Below are 19,945 nucleotides of genomic sequence, written 5' to 3' on the forward strand. Positions count from 1 at the left end.
GGTCAGATCCAGGAATGGCGAGCCGGCAAGGTGCCGTTCAGGTGATAGGCGCCAACGGCGTGGTACTTCCAGCGCACCGGGTCGTGCAGGGTATGCACCCGGGCGTTGCGCCAGTGCCGGTCGAGATTGAACTCGGCCAGGGTCGCGCGGCTGCCGGCCAGCTCGAACAGCTTTTCGCTGGCCAGCAGGGAGATTTCGGTGGTGAGCACCTTGGCCTCGGCCACGGCAATCGAGGCCCGGGCGGCGGCGGCCACATCCACCGGCCCGGCGTTGACCTGGTCCAGCACCTGCGCGGCCTTGCGCAACAGCGCCTCGGCGGCGTGCAGTTCGATTTTCAGCTTGCCGATATCGGCGATCACATAGAGATCGTCGCTGGCGCGTTCGACCTTGGCATCGATCCAGGGCCGCGAACGCTCACGGACAAAGGCAATGCTGTCGTCGATGGCCGCGCGGGCGATCCCGGCGTCGATGGCGGCCTGGATCAGTTGCGACACGGCGCCCTGGATATTCGGGGTATCGCCCTGGCGCCAGTTCTCGACGACGTTTTCCGCCTCGACCCGCACGTTGTTCAGCAGCACCGTACCGCTGGCGGTGGTGCGCTGGCCGAAACCGGACCAGTCATCCACCACTCGCAGCCCCGGCGTGCCACGGCGGACAAAGGCCATGACCTGGCGACCTTCGTCGTTGATCGCCTTGACCGCTACCCAGTGGGCGAACAGCGCACCGGTGGAATAGAACTTCTGGCCGCTGATGACATAACCGTCACCGTCGGCGCTGATCCGGGTCTTGAGTTCCAGGGTATTGCGGGTGCCGCGCTCGGGCCCGGCATTGCCGATCCGCCAGCCATCGAGCACGCTCTGGAACAGGTGTTTTTTCTGCCGTTCGGTGGCCGTGCCGAGCAGCAGTTGGAGAATGCCGAACTGGTTCTGCGGGATCTGCCCCAGGGCCGGGTCGGCGGCGGAAATGATCGCGAAGACTTCGGCCACGGTCACGAAGGACACCTGGGGGCCGCCGTATTCGCGGGGAATGGCGATGCTGCCCAGGCCGCTGCGGGTGAACTGCTCGATCTCGGCCCAGGGCAACTTGCGCTGGCGGTCGCGCCGCGCCGCTTGCAGGCGGGCGACCTCGGCCAGCTCGCGGGCCGCCTGCAGGGCTTCGGCATCATTGCGCAGCACCCGGGCCGGCAACAACAAAGGGGCAATATCCTGGTCGCTCTGGACCTGTGCCTCGTTCAAGTTAGACATCAACGCCACTCCGTGGCGCGCGCAATGCCCTGGCGATCTGCACGAGGGTGATTGTGTTCCTGACCATACCTACCTCATCTCTCTCTGGACGCATCGCAACGGCGATGCAGGCGAAATCAAACGGGTCCGGTGGTCCGGTTCATATACCCTAAGCGCGTATAAATATTAAATAAACTAACTTATAGGAATATGCATAGAAGGTCCGCCCCTCACTCCCGGCGGCGTTGGGCGGCAAGTTTGAATGGCGGTTTGCCGGTGCGGATAAAGTGCCGCGAGGTCCCGACCCGCAACCTTCGCGTCGGTGCCCAGCGGGAGTTGTTGCCGACCCGGTCGATCACGCAATAGGTGATGTCCAGCCCGCGATCTTCCCCGGCTTCCTGGATCACCCCGGGGGGGACGAACACCGGGACCGGCTTGCCGATATCCGCCGGAGCCAGCTTCGGCAGGTCGAGCCGCACATCGCCCCAGAGCAGGGTGATTTCGTCCTCGACCGCCATGTTCAGATAGGGCGCCAGGGTCAACGGCACGCCGCGCTTCATCTGCCGCGGATTGACCCCATAACGACCGATGGGCCCGGGGACGATCAGCGGCGCCAGGCCCTGGTTCTCCTCGCCGATCGGCAGGCCGCCGGGACAGGTCAGCTTGACCGGCAACTTGAGTACCGGCGAGGCCAGGGCCATGCAGCCGATGTGCATCACGCGGTAATGAATCCGCGCCAGCCCTTCGAGGATGAAGCTTTCCGGGACCCGCAGGCTGATCGGCTGGCCGACCTCACCGGCGAGGACCTGCCTGGACGTCACGTAGCAACCGTCCCAGAACAACTCGACCAGATCCCCTTCGTCCATACCGGGATAGACCGGGATCGTGATCGACAACTGCTCGGCGGCCACGCGACCGATGCCGCGCCGGCTGGCCTGGGGAACCGCGGGCGGCGCGAGTCGGGAATGCTCCAGGGGATAGCTCATGAAATCGTCCTTTTGATAGTTGCCGAAAGTGCAACTTGCAAGAGGCGGCCGGATCCTTCCGGATACATACCGCCACTGGCGCTTTCGCCGTGTCCTTACAGCCGAAAGATCATGCCGCGAGAATACCGGAAGTCCTCAGAGAAACTTGAGTGCACTCCGCAAAACACCGCGCAAGTTGTTAAAGGCAGCTAAAAGTTTTGCAGCGCGAGTGTCAAGGCGTTAATCGATAATGATTATTATCGCGCTGCTAATCGGACGCGTCCTACTTCGCCCGCCTTTATCCACGGGGCCCTGCTGGACGGGTTGGAAACCACGTGCCACGGACAATAACGATTCGTTGTCCCGACAAGACCGGCTTATAGTTTCAGGATGGATTTTTCCGAAGATCGGGCAGGTAATATAATAAGATGACCCAAGGCCTGTTTAAACGGTCACGCCTTGAATACCGTACTCATTCCCTGAGTACGTTATATCAACTAAAGAACATTCCTACGTATTGCCCAGAAACTTACTGAGAAACTGGCGGGTACGTTCTTCTTTTGGATGGGCGAACAGCGCCTTGGCTTCACCTTGTTCGACGATCACGCCCTTGTCGAAGAAGATCACGCGGTTGGCTACGTCGCGGGCAAAACTCATCTCGTGGGTCACGATGACCATGGTGCGCCGTTCTTCCGCCAGGCCCCGAATGGTCGCCAGCACTTCACCCACCAGTTCCGGATCGAGGGCCGAAGTCGGTTCGTCGAACAGGATCACCTGCGGCTCCATCGCCAGGGCCCGGGCAATGGCCACCCGTTGCTGCTGGCCACCGGACAGCCGGCGCGGATAGGCGTCTTCCTTGCCCGCCAGGCCGACCTTGGCCAACAGCTTGCGGCCCAGGGCCTCGGCCTGGTCACGCGGGGTCTTCTTGACCACCAGCGGGCCTTCGATGACGTTCTCCAGCGCCGTGCGATGGGGAAACAGGTTGAAGTTCTGGAACACGAAGCCCACCTGCTGGCGCAGCTTGCGCACCAGGCCCTGCTGCTGGTTCAGCGGGCGGCTGCCATCGATCTCGATGTCGCCGACCTTGATCCGGCCGCTGGAAGGTTCTTCGAGGAAGTTCAGGCAACGCAGGAGGGTGGTCTTGCCGGAACCGCTGGGGCCGATGATGGCGACGACTTCGCCTTCCTTGACCTCGAGGTCGATACCGTTGAGCACCACCTGACCCTTGAATTGTTTGGTCAGTTTTTCAACCACGATCATGCTTCAAGACTCCAGGTCATGCCGGTTGACCCGGTCTTCCAGACGATTTTGAAAATGCGCCAGGATGCTTGCCAGTACCCAGTAGATCAGGGCGGCGGACAGATACATGGTGAAAATCTCAAAGGTGCGCGCCGACACCAGTTGGGCCTGGCGGAACAGCTCCGGCACCTGGATCGTGGCCGCCAGCGCCGTGTCCTTGACCAGCGAAATGAAGCTGTTGCCCAAGGGCGGCAGGGCCGTGCGCATCGCCTGCGGCAGGATGGCCCGGCGCAGGGTTTGCGCACGGGTCATGCCGATACTGGCGGCGGCTTCCCACTGACCACGCTCGATGGAGGCGATGGCGGCACGCAGAATTTCACAGGCGTAGGCGGCCATGTTCAGCGAAAAGCCGATCATGGCCGCCGGGATCGGATCCAGCTCGATGCCCACTTGCGGCAAGCCGTAGTAGATCAGGAACAGCTGCACCAGCAACGGCGTGCCGCGAAAGAACGACACGTAGACCCGGGCGATCCAGCTGAGCAGCTTGAAGCGCGACAGGCGCATCAGGGCCAGTCCGAAGCCCAGTACCAGGCCGAAGAACATCCCGCCAAGGCTGAGAATCACCGTGTAGTACGCGCCCTTGAGCAGAAAGGGCGCGGAGTCCAGCGCGAGTTGGAAACCTGCTTCCATTATTGAGTGACGTCAGCGTTGAAGTACTTCACGGACAGCTTCTTCAAGGTGCCATCGGCGCGCAGCTTGTCGAGGGCCTTGTTCACCGCGTCGAGCAGTTCAGGCTCGTCCTTGCGCAGGGCGATACCGGCTTCCTGACGGGAGAAGGCGTCGCCGGCAGTGGCGGTGTCCGGGGCTTTCTTGGCGTATTCCAGGGCCGCCAGGCGGTCGATCAGGATGGCATCGATACGGCCGATGCGCAGGTCCTGGAACTTGGTCGGATCGTCGTTGTAGGTCTTGATGATGGCTTTAGGCTGGTTGTCCTTGAGCCATTGTTCGTAGTTGGTGCCCAGGCCCACGCCGACTTTCTTGCCGGCCAGGTCGTCGGCCTTCTTGATGGCGTCGACGTTCTTTTTCAGGACCAGTGCCTGGATACCGGAGACGGTGTAGGGCGTGGAGAAGTTGTACTTCTTCTTGCGCTCTTCGGAGATGGTGACCTGGTTGACCACCGCGTCCAGGCGCTTGGATTCCAGGGCGGCGAGAATACCGTCCCACGGCGTGGCCTGCAGCTTGACCTTGACGCCCAGTTCCTTGGCCAGCGCCTCGGACAGCTCGACCTCGAAACCGCTGAGCTTGCCGCTTTCATCGACAAAGCTGAACGGCGGGTAGGTGCCTTCCAGGCCGATCTTGATCTCGCCGGCTTTCTTGATCGTGTTCAGTTGTTCACCGGCAACGGCCTGGCCCAGCAGACCGGCGCCAAGCACCAGACCCAGGCTGCCAACCAGCAGACGCTTGCGAAATGCAGAAATATTCATGAAGAGCCCCGTGTGTTTTCTTATGGGAAAGGAAGGCAAACCTGACACTTTGATGACAAGCGCCAATCCTGCCTCAAAGCAGGGTTGGCGTCTCGTATCAAATTCGCCTGAGGCGAAACTATAAAACGACTCTTTTATAATTTTAAATAATATAAAAGAATTTTATTATTCCATTTATCTTTAAACCTTGTGGGAGTGGGCACGCCCACGAAGCACGATGACGCGGTGCGTCTGACGCATCGCGCCGCTTCCTTCGCGGGCAAGCCCGCTCCCACACAGGAGCCTGCAACCAGGGACCTGGCAACGCTCAGTCGAATGCCGAATTGTAGGCAAACAACGCCGGTGCCCCACCGGTGTGCAAGAAGATGATAGGCCCTTCGTCGAAACGCTGCAGGCCGATGCCGTCGAGCAAGCCGGCCATCGCCTTGCCGGTGTACACCGGGTCGAGCAGGATGCCTTCCTGGCTCGCCAGCAGCTTGACCGCCGCCAGAGTCCCGGCATTCGGCTCGCCGTAGCGCGGGGCAAAATACTCGTCCCAGAGCTCGACCCTGAAGCTGGCCGGCAATTCCACGCCCAGCAGTTCGGCGGTACGTTCGGCCAGGCCCTGCACTTTCGGCCGTTGCGCCTCGTCGGTGCGCGATACCGTCACGCCCACCACCGGCAGTTCCGGCAGCACCTCGCTCAACGCCAGGCCCAGGCCGCTGTGGGTCCCGGCGCTGCCGGAAGCCAGCACCACGGCGGCGAACTCCAGCCCCGTCGCCTCGATCTGCGCCGCCAGTTCCAGCCCGGCACGCACATAACCCAGGGCGCCGAGGGGATTGGAGCCGCCGATCGGTACCACATAGGGTTTGCGGCCATTGTTGCGCAGGCGCTCGGCCAGGGCTTGCAACTGCTCGTCGGCATTGTCCAGGTTGTCCACCAGCTCGACCTTGGCATCGAACAGGTCCAGCAGCAGCCGGTTGCCGTTGCGCAGGTAGTTGCCGTCCTCGGTGCCGATGGGGTTTTCCACCAGGGCGACGCAGCCCAGGCCCAGGCGCGCGGCCAGCGCGGCGGTCTGGCGCACGTGATTGGACTGGATCGCGCCGGCGGTGACCAGGGTGTCGGCCCCCGCCGCCAACGCATCGGCGCCAAGGTATTCGAGCTTGCGCAGCTTGTTGCCACCCAGGGCCAGGGGCGTCAGGTCATCGCGCTTGATGTAGATATCGCGTCCCACCCAGGCCGACAGGCGTTCGAGTTTTTCCAGGGGCGTGGCCTGGGCCAGGAGTTCCAGGCGGTTAAAGCGGGCGAGCTGTTGTTTGATCATGGGTCCGAACTGACGGTAGGAAATGCCTCGACTATAGGCAGGCACTTTTCCCCAGGCAACCGCCTTGCGCTTATGTCGGAAAGTTCTGAGCAAAGCACTATTAGTTCTTAATTCCCGTTCAGGGCGGTGCCGTAAAGTGAAAGCCATTCAGGCGACCCGATTGTCCGGTCGCCAGGTCGGAGATTTGATCGTGAGCGAGCGTTCCAGCCATTGGCAACTACAGACCATCGTCAGCCAGTTGCGCAGCGCCCGGGATGAGTGGCGCAGTCGCAACGGCCGGGTCAGCGACGAACAGGGCGGGCGCGAACTGCCATCGCGCCAGGCCATGGCCGAGATTCTCGAAGCGCTGTGCGGCGCGCTGTTCCCCATGCGCCTGGGGCCGGTGGACCTGCGCGAGGAAAGCGAGGACTTCTACGTCGGCCATACCCTCGATGCCGCCCTCAATGCCCTGCTGGCCCAGGCCCGCCTGGAACTGCGCTACGTGGCGCGACACGGCGGCGAATCGGACGCCGAGGTCAATGCCAGGGCGGTGCAGTTGATCCAGGCCTTCGCCATGGCCCTGCCGGAGCTGCGCCGGCTGCTCGACACCGATGTCCTCGCCGCCTACCACGGCGACCCGGCGGCCCGCAGCGTCGATGAAGTGCTGCTGTGCTACCCGGGGATTCTCGCGGTGATCCACCATCGCCTGGCCCACCACCTGTATCGCGCCGGCTTGCCGCTGCTGGCCCGGATCAGCGCGGAAATCGCCCACTCGGCCACCGGCATCGACATCCACCCCGGTGCGCAGATCGGCCGCAGTTTCTTTATCGACCATGGCACCGGCGTGGTGATCGGTGAAACCGCGATCATCGGCGAGCGGGTCAGGATCTACCAGGCGGTAACCCTGGGCGCCAAGCGCTTCCCGGCGGACGAGGACGGCCAGTTGCAGAAGGGTCACCCACGCCATCCGATCGTCGAGGACGACGTGGTCATCTATGCCGGGGCCACCATCCTCGGGCGGATCACCATCGGCAAGGGCGCCACCATCGGCGGCAACGTCTGGCTGACCCGCAGCGTGCCGGCGGGCTGCAACCTGACCCAGGCCAACCTCCAGCAGCACGAGAACGAGATCCAGCGCTGAGGCCTGTCACATCTGGGTTACCTGTCAGTCCCTCTTCGCGGGCAAGCCCGCTCCCACAGTGTTCGGCGTCACTCGTAATATCCGCACAAGGCGCAGGCCTTGTAGGAGCGGGCTTGCTCGCTCCTACAGTCTTCGGCGTCGCTCGCAGTATCCGCACAGGATGCAGGCCTTGTGGGAGCGGGCTTGCCCGCGAAGAGGCCGGAACGATTCACCCATGACAACCGTCATACCCCTACCTGAAGCTCATGTAAGAACAGTACCGCCCAGCCCTGCGATTAGTCCCGAAAGCCCTATCCGTGTTTAACTTGACTGTTCGTTCAAGTTAAACCGGCAGTTCGCTGCCCGCTCACAACAGGAGGCTTGCCTTTGCTGAGTCCGAGATGTCCAGCCATGTTTCATCCCTTCGAGGTGCCCGCCGCATGAGTACCTCCGCGACCCCGTCAAGCGGCCTGGTCCGCATGAATCCGCCGGTGTTCTACTTCGCCGCGACCTTCATCCTGCTGTTCGGCCTGGTGGTCATCAGCCTTCCCGACGCCGCCGGCCAATGGCTGCTGGCCGCGCAGAACTGGGCGGCCAATACGGTCGGCTGGTATTACCTGCTGGCGATGACCCTGTACCTGGTCTTCGTGGTGGTCACCGCCTTGTCCGGCTACGGCAAGATCAAGCTCGGTGCCGACCACGACGAACCCGAGTTCAGCTACCTGTCCTGGGCCGGCATGCTGTTCGCCGCCGGGATCAGCATCACCCTGTTCTTCTTCTGCGTCTCCGAACCGCTGACCCACATGCTCCAGCCGCCCCAGGGCGAAGCCGGTGGCCAGGCGGCCGCGCGCCAGGCCATGCAGATCCTGTTCCTGCACTGGGGCCTGCACGGCTGGGGCGTGTTCGCCTTCGTCGGCATGGCCCTGGCCTACTTCGCCTACCGGCACAACCTGCCGCTGGCCCTGCGTTCGGCGCTCTATCCGCTGATCGGCAAGCGCATCAACGGCCCCATCGGCTACGCGGTGGATGGCTTCGGCATCATCGCCACGGTGTTCGGCCTGGGTGCCGACATGGGCTTCGGCGTCCTGCACCTCAACTCTGGCCTGGACTATCTGTTCAACGTGCCCCACACCCAGTGGATCCAGGTCGGACTGATCACCCTGATGATGGGCGCGGCCATCCTGGTGGCCGTGGCCGGGGTCGACAAGGGCGTGCGGGTGATGTCCGACATCAACATGCTGCTGGCCTGCGCGCTGCTGCTGTTCGTGCTGTTCGCCGGGCCCACCCAGCACCTGCTCAACACCCTGATCCAGAACCTCGGCGACTACCTCGGCGCCCTGCCGACCAAGAGTTTCGACCTCTACGCCTACGACAAACCCAGCGACTGGCTCGGCGGCTGGACGGTGTTCTACTGGGCCTGGTGGATTGCCTGGTCGCCGTTCGTGGGCCTGTTCATCGCGCGGATTTCCCGCGGCCGGACCATCCGCGAGTTCGTCTTCGGCGTGTTGCTGATCCCGCTCGGCTTCACCCTGGCGTGGATGTCGATCTTCGGCAACAGCGCCATCGACCAGGTGCTCAACCACGGCATGGTCGCCCTCGGCCAGTCGGCCATCGACGATCCGTCGCGGACCCTGTACCTGCTGCTGGAAACCTACCCCTGGAGCAAGACGGTGATCGCCGTCACGGTGTTCATCAGCTTCGTGTTCTTCGTCACCTCAGCCGATTCCGGCACCGTGGTGCTCTCGACGCTCTCGGCACGGGGCGGCAGCGCCGACGAAGACGGGCCGAAATGGCTGCGGGTGTTCTGGGGCGCGATGACCGCGCTGGTCACCAGCGCGCTGCTGTTCTCCGGCAGTATCGACGCGCTGAAATCGGCGGTGGTGCTGACCTCGCTGCCGTTCTCGCTGATCCTGCTGCTGATGATGTGGGGACTGCACAAGGCTTTCCACCTGGAGTCGCAGAAACGCATTGCCCAACTGCATTCGCTGGCGCCGGTCTCCGGCTCACGACGCGGCAAGGGTGGCTGGCGCCAGCGCCTCAGCCAGGCGGTGCATTTCCCGTCGCGGGACGAGGTCTATCGATTCCTCGACCAGACCGTGCGACCGGCCATCGAGGAAGTCAGCGCGGTGTTTGTCGAGAAGGGCCTGAACGTGATCACCCAGCCCGATCCGGCCAACGACAGCGTCAGCCTGGAAATCGGTCATGGCGACCAGCATCCGTTCGTCTACCAGGTACAGATGCGCGGTTACTTCACACCGTCCTTCGCCCGTGGCGGCATGGGTCCCAAGGAACTACGCAACCGCCGCTACTACCGCGCCGAAGTGCACCTGAGCGAAGGCAGCCAGGACTATGACCTGATGGGCTACAGCAAGGACCAGATCATCAACGACATCCTCGACCAGTACGAACGGCACATGCAGTTCCTGCACCTGGTGCGCTGACGCGACAGCCGGAGAGTTTTCGTACCGAGCCTGGTGGCCTGCGCGGCGGGTTCACCAGCTCGGATTCGGCTGCCGGAAGTTCCCGGCCAGGGCGCTGTGACGAGTCATGGCCCGCCATGGCGAGTCACTGCGAGGCAGGCGCCGAAGCTGGCTGACCGGACTGGCCACACAAGCCACTAGGCCTTGTCCAGCAGCATGAACAAGGCCATGGCGATGGCCGGCAGGCCGAAGACGGCCAGGGCGATCAACAGTTCGGAAATCAGCGGCTGGTGAGCGATGACCACGCCTATGGCGCCATTGACGATGGTCGCCAGCAGCCACATGCCGAGGAAACCGAAGCCCAGGGTCTGCCGGCTGATGCCCAGGCGCTGGCCGAAGAACAGCGTACAACCCAGCAGAAGCAGGCCGACGGTGAGGATGATGGCGGTGTGCATGGGGATATCCTCCGCAAGCTGTATCCGATCGTTCCCATGCTCCGCGTGGGAACGATCATGAGTGGTGCGACATCAGGAAGTACCGCCCCGACCTCCCTATCTATCACTGTAGATCGAAACCCGTCCCCTCAACGGCTGCCGACGCGCAGCAGATCTTCCAGGCCGATGCGCCGGAACATCTCCGCGCGCACCCGGTCGGCCATGCCGTTGACCACCTCGGCACCGTCCTCGGATGGATCGATATGGCATCGGAACGGCCGGCTGCCGTGGGGCAGCTCGACAATCCCGACAATCGCCCGGGCCACCTCGACGACATCCGCATCCGCCGGCTCGAGCGCCGCCAGCCCTTCCAGCGCCTGGGCCGCCACCCCGGCGTATGGCCCCTCGGTGTATTCCAGGGCACGCGCCTTGTCAGCCGGCGAACCGGAATGCACGAAGTGGTTGGTGCCCTTGGTGAATGCCCCCGGAACCACGATCGAGGTCTCGATGCCCCAGCGCACCAGCTCGCTGGCATAGGACACCGCCAGGGAATCCATCGCCGCCTTGGCCGCGAAGTACGGAGCGAGGAACGGCGGGGTGCCGCCACGGGCGCTACTGGAGGAGACCCACAGCACCAGGCCCCTGCCCTGCTTGCGCAACTGCGGCAAGGCGGCGCGGTTGACCCGCTGGGTGCTCAACACATTGATGTCGTAGAGCTGGGCGAACTGCTCCGGAGTGAAGGCTTCGGTGGGGCCGAAGGACATATGCCCGGCGTTGTGGATAACCACATCCAGCCGCCCGCAGTCGGCGATGATCCGGGCCACGCCGGCCTCGACCGAAGCGTCGGACGCCACGTCCAGCTCGACGCTGCGCAGGTCCACCGCATGCTCGCTGGCATAACGCTGGACCTCGGCCACCTGCGGCGCGTTACGGCCCAGGGTTTCACGCATGCTGGCGTAGACGGTATGGCCGGCATCGGCCAGGGCACGGGCGGTCAGGGCACCAAACCCGCTGGAGGCACCGGTAATCAGGATCACGGATTTCATGGGGTTTCACCTCGAGCTCGGAGAATAAAGGGACTCGCCGGAGCGGGATGCGCAGGCGAGCAGACCGCCCGCGAACCGGGCGATCACTCAGGCAACGGCAGGTCGATCAGACCAGGCCGCCATTGGCGCGCAGGACTTGCCCATTGACCCAGCCGGCGGCCGGGCTCACCAGGAAGGACACCACGTTGGCGATGTCTTCCGGCTGACCGAGACGCTCCAGCGGCGGCATCTTGGCGAAGGTCTGGATCTGCTCTTCGCTCTTGCCATGCAGGAACAGTTCAGTCGCTACCGGGCCGGGGGCGACGGCGTTGACGGTGATCTGGCGGCCGCGCAGTTCCTTGGAGAACACGTGGGTGAAGGACTCCACCGCCGCCTTGCTGGCGATGTACACCGCGTAGCCGGGCATGTTCAGGGCCACGGTGCTGCTGGAGAAGTTGACGATACGGCCGCCATCGTTCATCCGGGTGGCCGCCGCGCGCAGGGTGTTGAAGGTACCGCGGGTGTTGATGGCGAACGTCTGGTCGAACAGTTCGTCGCTGTGCTGGGCCAGCGGCAGGACCTTGAGGATACCGGCGTTGTTGATCAGCACATCGACCTTGCCCAGGTGCTGTTCGGTTTCGTCGAACAAGCGGCTGACATCGGCGGAGTTGGCGACATCGGCCTTGATCGCTATGGCCTGGTGACCGGCCTGGCGCAGCTCGACCACCAGTGCCGAGGCTTCGGTGGCGCTGCTGGCGTAGTTGATGGCGACGGCAAAACCGTCCGCGGCCAGTTGGCGGGCGATTACCGCGCCGATGCCACGCGAGGCGCCGGTAACGATGGCAACTTTCGGGGTCTGGGTAGTCATGTCGAATCTCCTGGGGTGCTGAGTGGGTGTGAAGCCAATTTCACATGTTTACCCAGGGCGATAAATGCGCGAGAGTTGCCTTGACTGTTCAATAATCGCCAACAATCAATCACAACGGAGCACCCCCATGGACCAGGTCAAGGCCATGAAGGTTTTTGTTCGGATCTACGAACGCAGCAGCTTCACCCTGGCGGCCGAAGACCTCAACCTGCCTCGCGCCACCCTGACCCATACCCTGAATCAGTTCGAGGCCTGGCTCGGTACCCGGCTCCTGGAGCGTAGTACGCGGCGCGTGCGCCCGACCCTCGATGGCGAAGCCTATTACCAGCGCTGCGTGCAGTTGCTGGCGCAGCTGGAAGAAGCCGAGCTGGCCTTTCGTACGGTGGAGCCCAAGGGGCGCTTGCGCGTGGACCTGCAGGGGACCCTGGCAAAGTACTTCGTGGTCCCGGCCCTGCCGGCGTTTCTCGAACGCTACCCGGAGATCGAAGTCTCGATCAGCGAGGCCAGCCACTTTATCGACCTGATCGCCGAAGGCGTCGACTGCGTACTGCGCTCGGGCAACCTCGGCGACTCGTCGCTGATCGGCCGGCGAGTCGCCAACCTGCGCCAGGTGACCTGTGCCAGTCCGGCGTACCTGCGCAAGCATGGCGAACCGCAGAACCTCGACGACCTCGGCCGGCACCAGGGCGTGAACTACGTGTCACGGGCCACCGGCAAGCTGTTTCCGTTCGAATTCACCGAAAACGGCGAGCTGCGCGAAGTGCCGCTGGCGGGCAAGGTCTCGGTGTTCGGCGCCGAGATCTACGCCGCCTCGGCCGTGGCCGGGCTGGGGCTGATCCAGGTGCCGCATTACCGGGTGGCAGAGCAGATCGGCCAGGGGCTGCTCAAGGAAGTCCTGCCGGACCATCCGCCGCCGCCCATGCCGGTTTCCGTGCTTTATCCACAGAACCGGCATATGTCGCCGAGGGTACGGGTGTTCGTCGACTGGATAAGCGAGGTTTTCGCAAAAGCACACTGATCCAGCGCGCCTTCCTCGGAAAACTGCCGTATTGGAAAGCCTTGATCCGTACAAAACCATACTACGTATTACGTGTACTCACTCATTGATTCATGAATATCCATATTTTACTGAATGAAAACCTGTTATCCGGTTTATGGGAAAAGTAGGGAGATATGTACTAACTCATACTGATAAAAAATCAGGAACAAGAGGTCCGGCGATTGTCAATCGCTGGTGGGCAGGAGAGTCGCTGATCATTCGCCCCGGATGTCATCAGGTCTGCCGCGAAAGCCCGGGGACGAATCCCCGAGAAATGTGAAACGTTTCAGCAAAGGTTCGAACACGGGGTTGGCTTGGTCATTCTTGGGCGTATGCTGGGTGACTTCGCCCCCGTCAGAGCGATGCCACGCCAGGGGGAAGCGGGCCTGTCCGCGAAGATGTCACACCCCAATGAGAGAGGATTCGATGACTTACCAAGCTGCCGAAAACCGCTACGACTCCATTCCCTACCGCCGCGTCGGCCGCAGTGGCCTGGTGCTGCCGGCCCTGTCCCTGGGCCTGTGGCACAACTTCGGCGACAGCACGCCGATCGATACCCAGCGCGCCCTGCTGCGCACCGCCTTCGACCTGGGCATCAATCATTTCGACCTGGCGAACAACTACGGCCCGCCCTACGGCAGCGCCGAGATCAACTTCGGGCGCCTGCTGCGCGAAGACTTCAAGCAGTACCGCGACGAACTGATCATCTCCAGCAAGGCCGGCTGGGACATGTGGCCCGGCCCGTATGGCCAGGGCGGCGGCTCGCGCAAATACGTGCTCGCCAGCCTCGACCAGAGCCTGCAGCGCCTGGGCCTGGACTATGTGGATATCTTCTATTCGCACCGCTTCGATCCGGACACCCCGCTGGAAGAAACCGCCAGCGCCCTGGCCACCGCCGTGCAGCAAGGCAAGGCGCTGTACATCGGTATCTCGTCGTATTCCGGGGTGAAGACCCGCGAGATCGCGGCCCTGCTGCAGGAATGGAAAGTGCCGCTGCTGATCCACCAGCCGGCCTACAACCTGCTCAACCGCTGGGTGGAAAAGGACCTGCTGGACACCGTCGAAGAGCTGGGTACCGGCGTGATCGCCTTTACGCCGCTGGCCCAGGGTCTGCTGACCGACAAGTACCTCAACGGCGTGCCGAAGGATGCGCGGGTCAATCGTCCGGGCGGCGGTTCGTTGCAGGCCTCGCACCTGTCCGAAGCGAATATCGCCCACGTACGCGCCTTGAACGAGATCGCCCGGCGTCGCGGCCAGAGCCTGGCGCAACTGGCCCTGGCCTGGACCCTGCGTGATCCACGGGTGACCTCGGCGCTGATCGGCGCCAGCCGGCCGGAGCAGATCATCGAGAACGTCGGTGCGCTGAAGAACCTGAGCTTCACCCAGGAAGAACTGGCGGAAATCGACCGGTTTGCCCAGGAAGGCGGGATCAACCTGTGGGAGAAGCCGTCCACGGCGGAATAACCCGTTCGACCCTCGTTCCCACGCTCCAGCGTGGGAATGCCTCTCTGGACGCTCTGCGGCCGCTCTGGTGACGCAGAGCGTCACGGGCTGCGTTCCCACGCGGAGCGTGGGAACGATCAAATTGGGGCCAGCCCCAAAAACCCTGCTAAGCGGCGTCCCGCTTCGGCTCGCGAATCCGGTACCAGGCCACATACAGCGCCGGCAGGAACATCAGCGTCAGCACCGTCGCCACCACGATCCCGCCGATCATCGCGTAGGCCATCGGCCCCCAGAACACTTCCCGGGCAATCGGGATCATCCCCAGGCTCGCCGCCGCGGCCGTCAGCAGGATCGGCCGGCGCCGATGCTCCGTCGCTTCCACCACCGCATCCCAGGGCTCATAACCGTTGCGCTCGTATTCGTCGATCTGGGTCACCAGGATCACCGAGTTGCGGATGATGATGCCGATCAGCGCGAGGATGCCGAGAATCGCCACGAAGCCCATCGGCGTCCCCGTCGGCACCAGCGCCAGGACCACACCGATCAGCCCCAGCGGCGCGACACTGGCCACCAGGAACATCTTCTGCACGCTGTGCAACTGGATCATCAGGAAGGTCGCCATCAGGAACAGCATCAGCGGCACCACCTTGGCGATCGGCCCCTGGGCCTTGCCGCTCTCTTCCACCGTACCGCCGGTGACCACCTTGTAGCCCGCCGGCAAACCGGCGGCGAACTTGTCGATCTCGGGCTGCAGCTGCCGGACCAGGTCCGTCGGTTGGATACCGCCGCGGACCCCGGCCTTGAGGGTGATGGTCGGCAGGCGATCGCGCCGCCAGACCAGCGGCTGCTCCAGTTCATAACGCACCGTGGCGAACGCCAGCAGCGGAATCGAGGTGCCGCCGGGCGTGACGATCTGCAGGTTCTGCAAGGTTTCCGGGGTGCCCCGCTCGCTGTCCACCGCGCGCCCGACCACGTTGATCAGGTAGATATCGTCCTTGACCTGGGTCACCGGCGAGCCGCTGACAATGCTGTTCATCAGCTTCGCCACATCCTCGGAGGACAGGCCGAACTGACGCGCCTTGTCCTGGGCGATATCGATACGCAGCACCTTGCCCGGCTCGTTCCAGTCATAAATGGTTTCGCCGACATTGCGGTTCCTGTCGAGGATGGTCGCCAGTTCGATGGCGTGCTTGCGCACCTGGTCGATGTCCTTGCCGCTGACCCGGTACTGCAATGGCCGGCCCACCGGCGGGCCCATTTCCAGGGTCTGGACGAAGCTGCCGATGCCGACGAAATCGTCCCGCAGGCGCTTGTTCAGGCGGTCCATCAGCGCCGCCCGTTGCTCCAGGCCCTTGCTGACGATGATCAACTGGGCGTAGTAGGGATTCTGCAATTGCTGGTCGAGGGGCAGGTAGAACCGGATCGCGCCTTCGCCGATATAGGTGCTCCAGCGCAGGATATCCGGATCGTCCTTGAGACTGGCCTCGAGCTTGTCCACCGCCTTGCGCGTCTCGTTGATCGAAGCGTTCTGCGGCAGGTTGAGGTCGACGAGGATTTCCGGGCGGTCCGAGGACGGGAAAAACTGGTTCTGCACGAAGCGCATGCAGAACACCGACAGGGCGAAGATCAGCACCGTGAGGCCGATGGCCCACCAGCGGTTGCGCAGCGACCACAGTAGCCCGGCATTGAAGGCCCGGGCCACGCGCCCCGCCTCCGTATCATGGCCCTTCACCTTTTCAGTGAGGATATGCACGCCGATCACCGGCGCGAACAGCACCGCGACGATCCACGACACCAGCATCGCCACCGCGATCACCGCGAACAGGGTGAAGGTGTATTCCCCCGCCGAGCTGGCATTGAGGCCGATGGGCACGAAGCCGGCCACGGTGACCAGGGTCCCGGTGAGCATCGGGAAGGCCGTGGAGGTGTAGGCGAAGGTCGCCGCCTGCTCCTTGCTGTCACCCTTCTCCAGCCGCGTGACCATCATTTCCACGGTGATCATCGCATCGTCCACCAGCAGGCCGAGGGCGATGATCAGCGCCCCGAGGGAAATCCGCTGCATGGTGATGCCGCTGTACTCCATGAACACGAAGACCATCGCCAGCACCAGCGGGATCGAGCAGGCCACCACCAGGCCGGCGCGCAGGCCGAGGGCGACAAAACTCACCACCAGCACGATGATCACCGCCTCGAACAGCGCACTGGTGAAGCCGCCGACGGCCTTTTCCACCACCTCGGCCTGGTCGGAGACCTTGTGCACGCCGACGCCCACCGGCAGTTCGGCGGTCAGGCTGTCCATGCGCTCATGCAGGCTCTTGCCGAAGTCCTGGATATTGCCGCCCTTCTTCATGGCAATCGCCAGGCCGATGGCCGTCTGCCCGTTGTAGCGGAACAACGGGGTCGGCGGGTCGGCGTAGCCACGGCTGATCTCGGCGATATCCGCCAGCCGGTAGAAACGATCGTTGAGCTTGAGATTGACCGCTTCCAGGTCCTTCTCCGAGGCGTATTGCCCGGAAGCGCGCACCGAGATCCGCTCGGGCCCGGCCTCGATCACCCCGGCCGGGGTCACCGCATTCTGCGCCTGCAGGCTCTGCACCACCTGGCGCTGGTCGATGCCCAGGGCCGCCAGCTTGCGGGTGGAGAAGTTCAGGTAGAGCACTTCGTTCTGCTCGCCGATCATCTCGATCTTGCCCAGCCCCGGCACATCGCGGATCTGTGCGCGCACCTGCTCCACGTAGTCGCGCAGCTGGCGCATGCTCAGGCCGTCGCTGGTAAAGGCGTAGACCGAACCGAACACATCGCCGAATTCGTCGTTGAACCCCGGCCCCTGGATACCCTGGGGGAAGTCGCCACGGATATCGTCGATCTTCTTGCGCACCTGGTACCAGATCTGCGGGATGTCCTTGCCGCTGGTGGTGTCGCGCAGGAACACGAACACCGTCGACTCGCCAGGACGGGTGTAGCTTTTCACATAGTCGAGGGAGTCCAGTTCCTCGAGTTTTTTCTCGATGCGGTCGGTGACCTGCTCCAGGGTTTCATCCACCGTGGCGCCCGGCCAGGTGGTCTGGATGATCATGGTCTTGATGGTGAAGGACGGGTCTTCCTCGCGCCCCAGGTTGATATAGGAAAACACCCCCATCAACAACGCGACGAACATCAGGTACCAGACGAACGACTGGTGCTTGAGGGCCCACTCGGACAGGTTGAAGCTCCCTTTCATTGTGGGTGTTCCTCGTCGATTTTGACTTTCTGCCCGGGCTTCAGGCTGTTCACCCCGGCGCTCACCACTTTCTCGCCGGCCCTGACCCCACCGGTGGCGTCCGCCCCCAGCAGCATCGTCTCGCCCTCGCGAGCCAGCACCTGGACATCACGGGGCGAGACGGTGTGGGTCTGCGGGTCGATGATCCAGATCTGCGTCTTACCCTGCTCTTCCCGCAGGGCCGACAGCGGCAACTGGGTACGCGGCTCGATGGCCGAACTCAGGGTGACGCTGATGGAGGTCCCCAGGCGGAACGCCGCGGGCGTCTCGGCCAGGGTCAGGCGAGCCCGCCGGGTGCGGGTGGCGCTGTCGGCCTGGGGCTCGATTTCCCGCAGCCGCGCGGTGGTGTTGACGCTCGGATCGAGCTGGCCGGCGACACGGAACTCGACGCCCTCGCTGAGCTGATCGGCCAATACCGCCGGCAGGTCGATCACCGCTTCCTTGATATCCGGGCGCGCCAGGGTGACCACTTCCTGGCCGGCACTGACCACCTGGCCGGCCTCGACTTTCCAGTCGGTCACCACCGCGGCGTGATCGGTATGCAGCTCGGTGTAGCCCAACTGATCGTTGGCCTGGCTGAGCGAGGCACGGGCCTGTTCGAGGGACGCGCCGGTGGTCTTCAGGTCGGTCTGCGCCACATCCAGCTGGGCCTGGGCGCCGACGCCGCGGTCGAACAGTTCCTGCTGGCGGCGGGCATTGGCCTGAGCGTTGATCCACTGCGCCTGGATCCGCGACAGGTCGCCCTGGGCCGCGCGCAACTGGTTCTGCTGATCGGTGGGGTCGAGGCTCGCCAGCAAGGCACCCTGGGCCACTTCACTGCCGACGTCGACATAACGCCGGGCGATCCGCCCCGAAACGCGGAAACCCAGGGTGCTTTCATAACGCGCCTGGATGCTGCCGGCAAAACGCCCGAGTTGCTGGACCGATTCCGGCGTGACCTCGACAAACAGCACCGGCCGCACCGGCTCCGGTGGTGGTTCCTCCTTCGAGCACCCGGCGACCAGCAGGCCACCCAGCAGGACCAGCGACAGGCGCTTCATGGCTGGGCTCCCGAGGCGGTTGCCGGGCTCGGCGTGGCGATCTCCACCCGCATGCCCGGATGCAGCAGTTGACCGCCGGCGACCACGACTTTCTCGCCGCCCTCCAGGCCTTCGCTGATCATCACGTGACCGGTCAGGTAACGCCCGACCTTGACCCGGTGCAGGCTGACCTTGCCGTCGGCGTCCACCAGCCACACGGCCGGGTCGCTGACATCCTTGGTCAGGGCCGACCAGGGCAATTCGATACTCGATCTGGCCGGCGCCGTGGCGGTGGCGCTGACCACCGAGCCCAGGTCCATGCCCGCCGGCAGCTCGCCCAGGGCCACCTTGACCTGTACCGTACCGCTCTGGGCCGAGACCGCCGGCGTCACTTCGCGCACCTTGCCCACGGCCTTGATCGCCGGGTTGTCGAGCAGGGTCACGGTGATCGGCTGGTCATCCGGTGGCTCCACCAGCAACGACTCGTAGACATTGAACACCGCATCGCGCTCGCCATCGCGGGCCAGGCTGAAGATCGGCATGGTCGCCTGCACCACTTGCCCGACCTCGGCCTGGCGAGCGGTGATCACCCCCGGGGCTTCGGCGATCAGCGAGGTGTAGCCCAACTGCTCGCGGGCATTGGCGAGCTGCGCCTGGGCTGCCGTCAGGGCGCTCCTGGCGCTGAGCACGCCGGCCTGGGCCGCGTCATATTCGCTACGGCTGGTATAGCCCTTGGGCAGCAGCTTCTGCTGCCGGACAAACGCCGCGCTGGTCTGCTGCACCCGCGCCTGCTCGGCGTTGACCTCGGCCTGGGCGGTGTCGACATTGGTCTGCAGATCCTTCGGATCGAGCTTGGCGAGCACCTGGCGGGCGGAGATCCGCGCCCCGACATCGACACTGCGCTGGATGATCTTGCCGCCGACGCGAAATGACAGGTCGGTCTGCACCCGGGCCTGGATATCGCCGGTCAGGGTCACGGCGGCACCGAAGTCCTTGCGCTGCACCTGCTCGACAAAGACCCGCGGCCGCTCGGGCTCAGGGGGTTTTTCATGACCGCAGCCGCTGAGGAGCGCCACCAGTACCAGGGCCATTTCCCACCTAACTAGATGCCCTTTCATACACACT

16 protein-coding genes are annotated in these 19,945 nt (G+C 63.9%); 4 read left to right on the forward strand and 12 right to left on the reverse strand.

Translation table 11 applies throughout. From position 1 onward, the window contains the following. Positions 1 to 2: 2 nt before the first annotated feature. The 6 genes from HX881_RS07255 to HX881_RS07280 form a co-directional block, all read right to left on the reverse strand. Positions 3 to 1,244 carry an SfnB family sulfur acquisition oxidoreductase gene (locus HX881_RS07255; protein WP_177083691.1) on the reverse strand — a complete coding sequence of 414 codons (1,242 nt, stop codon included), beginning with the start codon at positions 1,242 to 1,244 and terminating at the stop codon, positions 3 to 5. Positions 1,245 to 1,453: 209 nt separating this feature from the next. Continuing rightward, positions 1,454 to 2,209: a hypothetical protein gene (locus HX881_RS07260; protein WP_177083693.1), complete on the reverse strand. Its 756-nt coding sequence runs from the start codon at positions 2,207 to 2,209 to the stop codon at positions 1,454 to 1,456. A gap of 489 nt (positions 2,210 to 2,698) precedes the next feature. Beyond that, positions 2,699 to 3,448 carry an L-cystine ABC transporter ATP-binding protein TcyN gene (gene tcyN / locus HX881_RS07265; RefSeq protein ID WP_103032815.1) on the reverse strand — a complete coding sequence of 250 codons (750 nt, stop codon included), beginning with the start codon at positions 3,446 to 3,448 and terminating at the stop codon, positions 2,699 to 2,701. Positions 3,449 to 3,451: 3 nt separating this feature from the next. Next, positions 3,452 to 4,117, reverse strand: coding sequence for a cystine ABC transporter permease (gene tcyL, locus HX881_RS07270; protein WP_017125359.1), 666 nt, complete (start codon positions 4,115 to 4,117; stop codon positions 3,452 to 3,454). Next, the gene (gene tcyJ, locus HX881_RS07275; RefSeq protein ID WP_177083695.1) at positions 4,117 to 4,911 is read right to left on the reverse strand and encodes a cystine ABC transporter substrate-binding protein; all 795 of its coding nucleotides are present in this window, start codon (positions 4,909 to 4,911) and stop codon (positions 4,117 to 4,119) included. The genes tcyL and tcyJ overlap by 1 nt, the downstream gene beginning before the upstream one ends. Positions 4,912 to 5,218: 307 nt before the next feature. Then, positions 5,219 to 6,214 (reverse strand): D-cysteine desulfhydrase, encoded by a 996-nt coding sequence (locus tag HX881_RS07280; protein ID WP_017125361.1) that lies wholly within the window; start codon positions 6,212 to 6,214, stop codon positions 5,219 to 5,221. Positions 6,215 to 6,404: 190 nt separating this feature from the next. On the opposite strand from HX881_RS07280, the gene epsC reads away from it, so the two are divergent. Together epsC and betT are read left to right on the forward strand one after the other, a co-directional pair. Continuing rightward, entirely contained in the window at positions 6,405 to 7,334 is a 930-nt protein-coding gene (gene epsC, locus HX881_RS07285) for a serine O-acetyltransferase EpsC (RefSeq protein ID WP_177083697.1), read from the forward strand. Positions 7,335 to 7,792: 458 nt separating this feature from the next. Then, positions 7,793 to 9,754, forward strand: a complete 1,962-nt coding sequence (gene betT, locus HX881_RS07290; RefSeq protein WP_177083832.1) for a choline transporter BetT — start codon at positions 7,793 to 7,795, stop codon at positions 9,752 to 9,754. 176 nt (positions 9,755 to 9,930) lie between these two features. Here betT and HX881_RS07295 read toward each other — a convergent pair whose 3' ends face one another. From HX881_RS07295 to HX881_RS07305, 3 genes are all read right to left on the reverse strand, one after another. Then, positions 9,931 to 10,188 (reverse strand): hypothetical protein, encoded by a 258-nt coding sequence (locus HX881_RS07295; RefSeq protein WP_017125364.1) that lies wholly within the window; start codon positions 10,186 to 10,188, stop codon positions 9,931 to 9,933. Between the two features lie 128 nt (positions 10,189 to 10,316). Next, positions 10,317 to 11,213, reverse strand: coding sequence for an SDR family oxidoreductase (locus HX881_RS07300; RefSeq protein ID WP_177083699.1), 897 nt, complete (start codon positions 11,211 to 11,213; stop codon positions 10,317 to 10,319). Positions 11,214 to 11,319: 106 nt separating this feature from the next. Then, positions 11,320 to 12,060 (reverse strand): SDR family oxidoreductase, encoded by a 741-nt coding sequence (locus HX881_RS07305; protein ID WP_177083701.1) that lies wholly within the window; start codon positions 12,058 to 12,060, stop codon positions 11,320 to 11,322. Positions 12,061 to 12,187: 127 nt separating this feature from the next. On the opposite strand from HX881_RS07305, the gene HX881_RS07310 reads away from it, so the two are divergent. Both HX881_RS07310 and mgrA read left to right on the forward strand, forming a co-directional pair. After that, on the forward strand, positions 12,188 to 13,078 hold the full coding sequence (locus HX881_RS07310; RefSeq protein ID WP_177083703.1) for a LysR family transcriptional regulator: 891 nt from the start codon (positions 12,188 to 12,190) through the stop codon (positions 13,076 to 13,078). Between the two features lie 447 nt (positions 13,079 to 13,525). Beyond that, a complete protein-coding gene (mgrA, locus tag HX881_RS07315) occupies positions 13,526 to 14,563 on the forward strand; it encodes an L-glyceraldehyde 3-phosphate reductase (protein ID WP_103032814.1) in 1,038 nt (345 codons plus the stop codon). Between the two features lie 145 nt (positions 14,564 to 14,708). Here mgrA and HX881_RS07320 read toward each other — a convergent pair whose 3' ends face one another. The 3 genes from HX881_RS07320 to HX881_RS07330 are packed head-to-tail and all read right to left on the reverse strand — an operon-like array spanning position 14,709 to position 19,938. Next, on the reverse strand, positions 14,709 to 17,762 hold the full coding sequence (locus HX881_RS07320; protein ID WP_177083705.1) for an efflux RND transporter permease subunit: 3,054 nt from the start codon (positions 17,760 to 17,762) through the stop codon (positions 14,709 to 14,711). Continuing rightward, complete coding sequence (locus HX881_RS07325) at positions 17,759 to 18,841, reverse strand: efflux RND transporter periplasmic adaptor subunit (protein ID WP_177083707.1); 1,083 nt, start codon at positions 18,839 to 18,841, stop codon at positions 17,759 to 17,761. The genes HX881_RS07320 and HX881_RS07325 overlap by 4 nt, the downstream gene beginning before the upstream one ends. Further along, positions 18,838 to 19,938, reverse strand: coding sequence for an efflux RND transporter periplasmic adaptor subunit (locus HX881_RS07330; RefSeq protein WP_177083709.1), 1,101 nt, complete (start codon positions 19,936 to 19,938; stop codon positions 18,838 to 18,840). The genes HX881_RS07325 and HX881_RS07330 overlap by 4 nt, the downstream gene beginning before the upstream one ends. Between the last annotated feature and the right edge of the window lie 7 nt (positions 19,939 to 19,945).

It is taken from the genome of Pseudomonas gingeri, from assembly GCF_013386115.1.
Classification (GTDB): domain Bacteria; phylum Pseudomonadota; class Gammaproteobacteria; order Pseudomonadales; family Pseudomonadaceae; genus Aquipseudomonas; species Aquipseudomonas gingeri.

What these genes read in the sequence shown, in the direction of transcription:
- HX881_RS07325 (WP_177083707.1), bottom strand. Translation starts at nt 18,841, where the DNA reads ATGAAGCGCCTGTCGCTGGTCCTGCTGGGTGGCCTGCTGGTCGCCGGG.
- HX881_RS07310 (WP_177083703.1), top strand. Translation starts at nt 12,188, where the DNA reads ATGGACCAGGTCAAGGCCATGAAGGTTTTTGTTCGGATCTACGAACGC.
- HX881_RS07280 (WP_017125361.1), bottom strand. Translation starts at nt 6,214, where the DNA reads ATGATCAAACAACAGCTCGCCCGCTTTAACCGCCTGGAACTCCTGGCC.
- HX881_RS07330 (WP_177083709.1), bottom strand. Translation starts at nt 19,938, where the DNA reads ATGAAAGGGCATCTAGTTAGGTGGGAAATGGCCCTGGTACTGGTGGCG.
- HX881_RS07320 (WP_177083705.1), bottom strand. Translation starts at nt 17,762, where the DNA reads ATGAAAGGGAGCTTCAACCTGTCCGAGTGGGCCCTCAAGCACCAGTCG.
- HX881_RS07255 (WP_177083691.1), bottom strand. Translation starts at nt 1,244, where the DNA reads ATGTCTAACTTGAACGAGGCACAGGTCCAGAGCGACCAGGATATTGCC.
- HX881_RS07300 (WP_177083699.1), bottom strand. Translation starts at nt 11,213, where the DNA reads ATGAAATCCGTGATCCTGATTACCGGTGCCTCCAGCGGGTTTGGTGCC.
- tcyJ (WP_177083695.1), bottom strand. Translation starts at nt 4,911, where the DNA reads ATGAATATTTCTGCATTTCGCAAGCGTCTGCTGGTTGGCAGCCTGGGT.
- tcyN (WP_103032815.1), bottom strand. Translation starts at nt 3,448, where the DNA reads ATGATCGTGGTTGAAAAACTGACCAAACAATTCAAGGGTCAGGTGGTG.
- HX881_RS07295 (WP_017125364.1), bottom strand. Translation starts at nt 10,188, where the DNA reads ATGCACACCGCCATCATCCTCACCGTCGGCCTGCTTCTGCTGGGTTGT.
- HX881_RS07305 (WP_177083701.1), bottom strand. Translation starts at nt 12,060, where the DNA reads ATGACTACCCAGACCCCGAAAGTTGCCATCGTTACCGGCGCCTCGCGT.
- HX881_RS07260 (WP_177083693.1), bottom strand. Translation starts at nt 2,209, where the DNA reads ATGAGCTATCCCCTGGAGCATTCCCGACTCGCGCCGCCCGCGGTTCCC.
- mgrA (WP_103032814.1), top strand. Translation starts at nt 13,526, where the DNA reads ATGACTTACCAAGCTGCCGAAAACCGCTACGACTCCATTCCCTACCGC.
- tcyL (WP_017125359.1), bottom strand. Translation starts at nt 4,117, where the DNA reads ATGGAAGCAGGTTTCCAACTCGCGCTGGACTCCGCGCCCTTTCTGCTC.
- betT (WP_177083832.1), top strand. Translation starts at nt 7,793, where the DNA reads ATGAATCCGCCGGTGTTCTACTTCGCCGCGACCTTCATCCTGCTGTTC.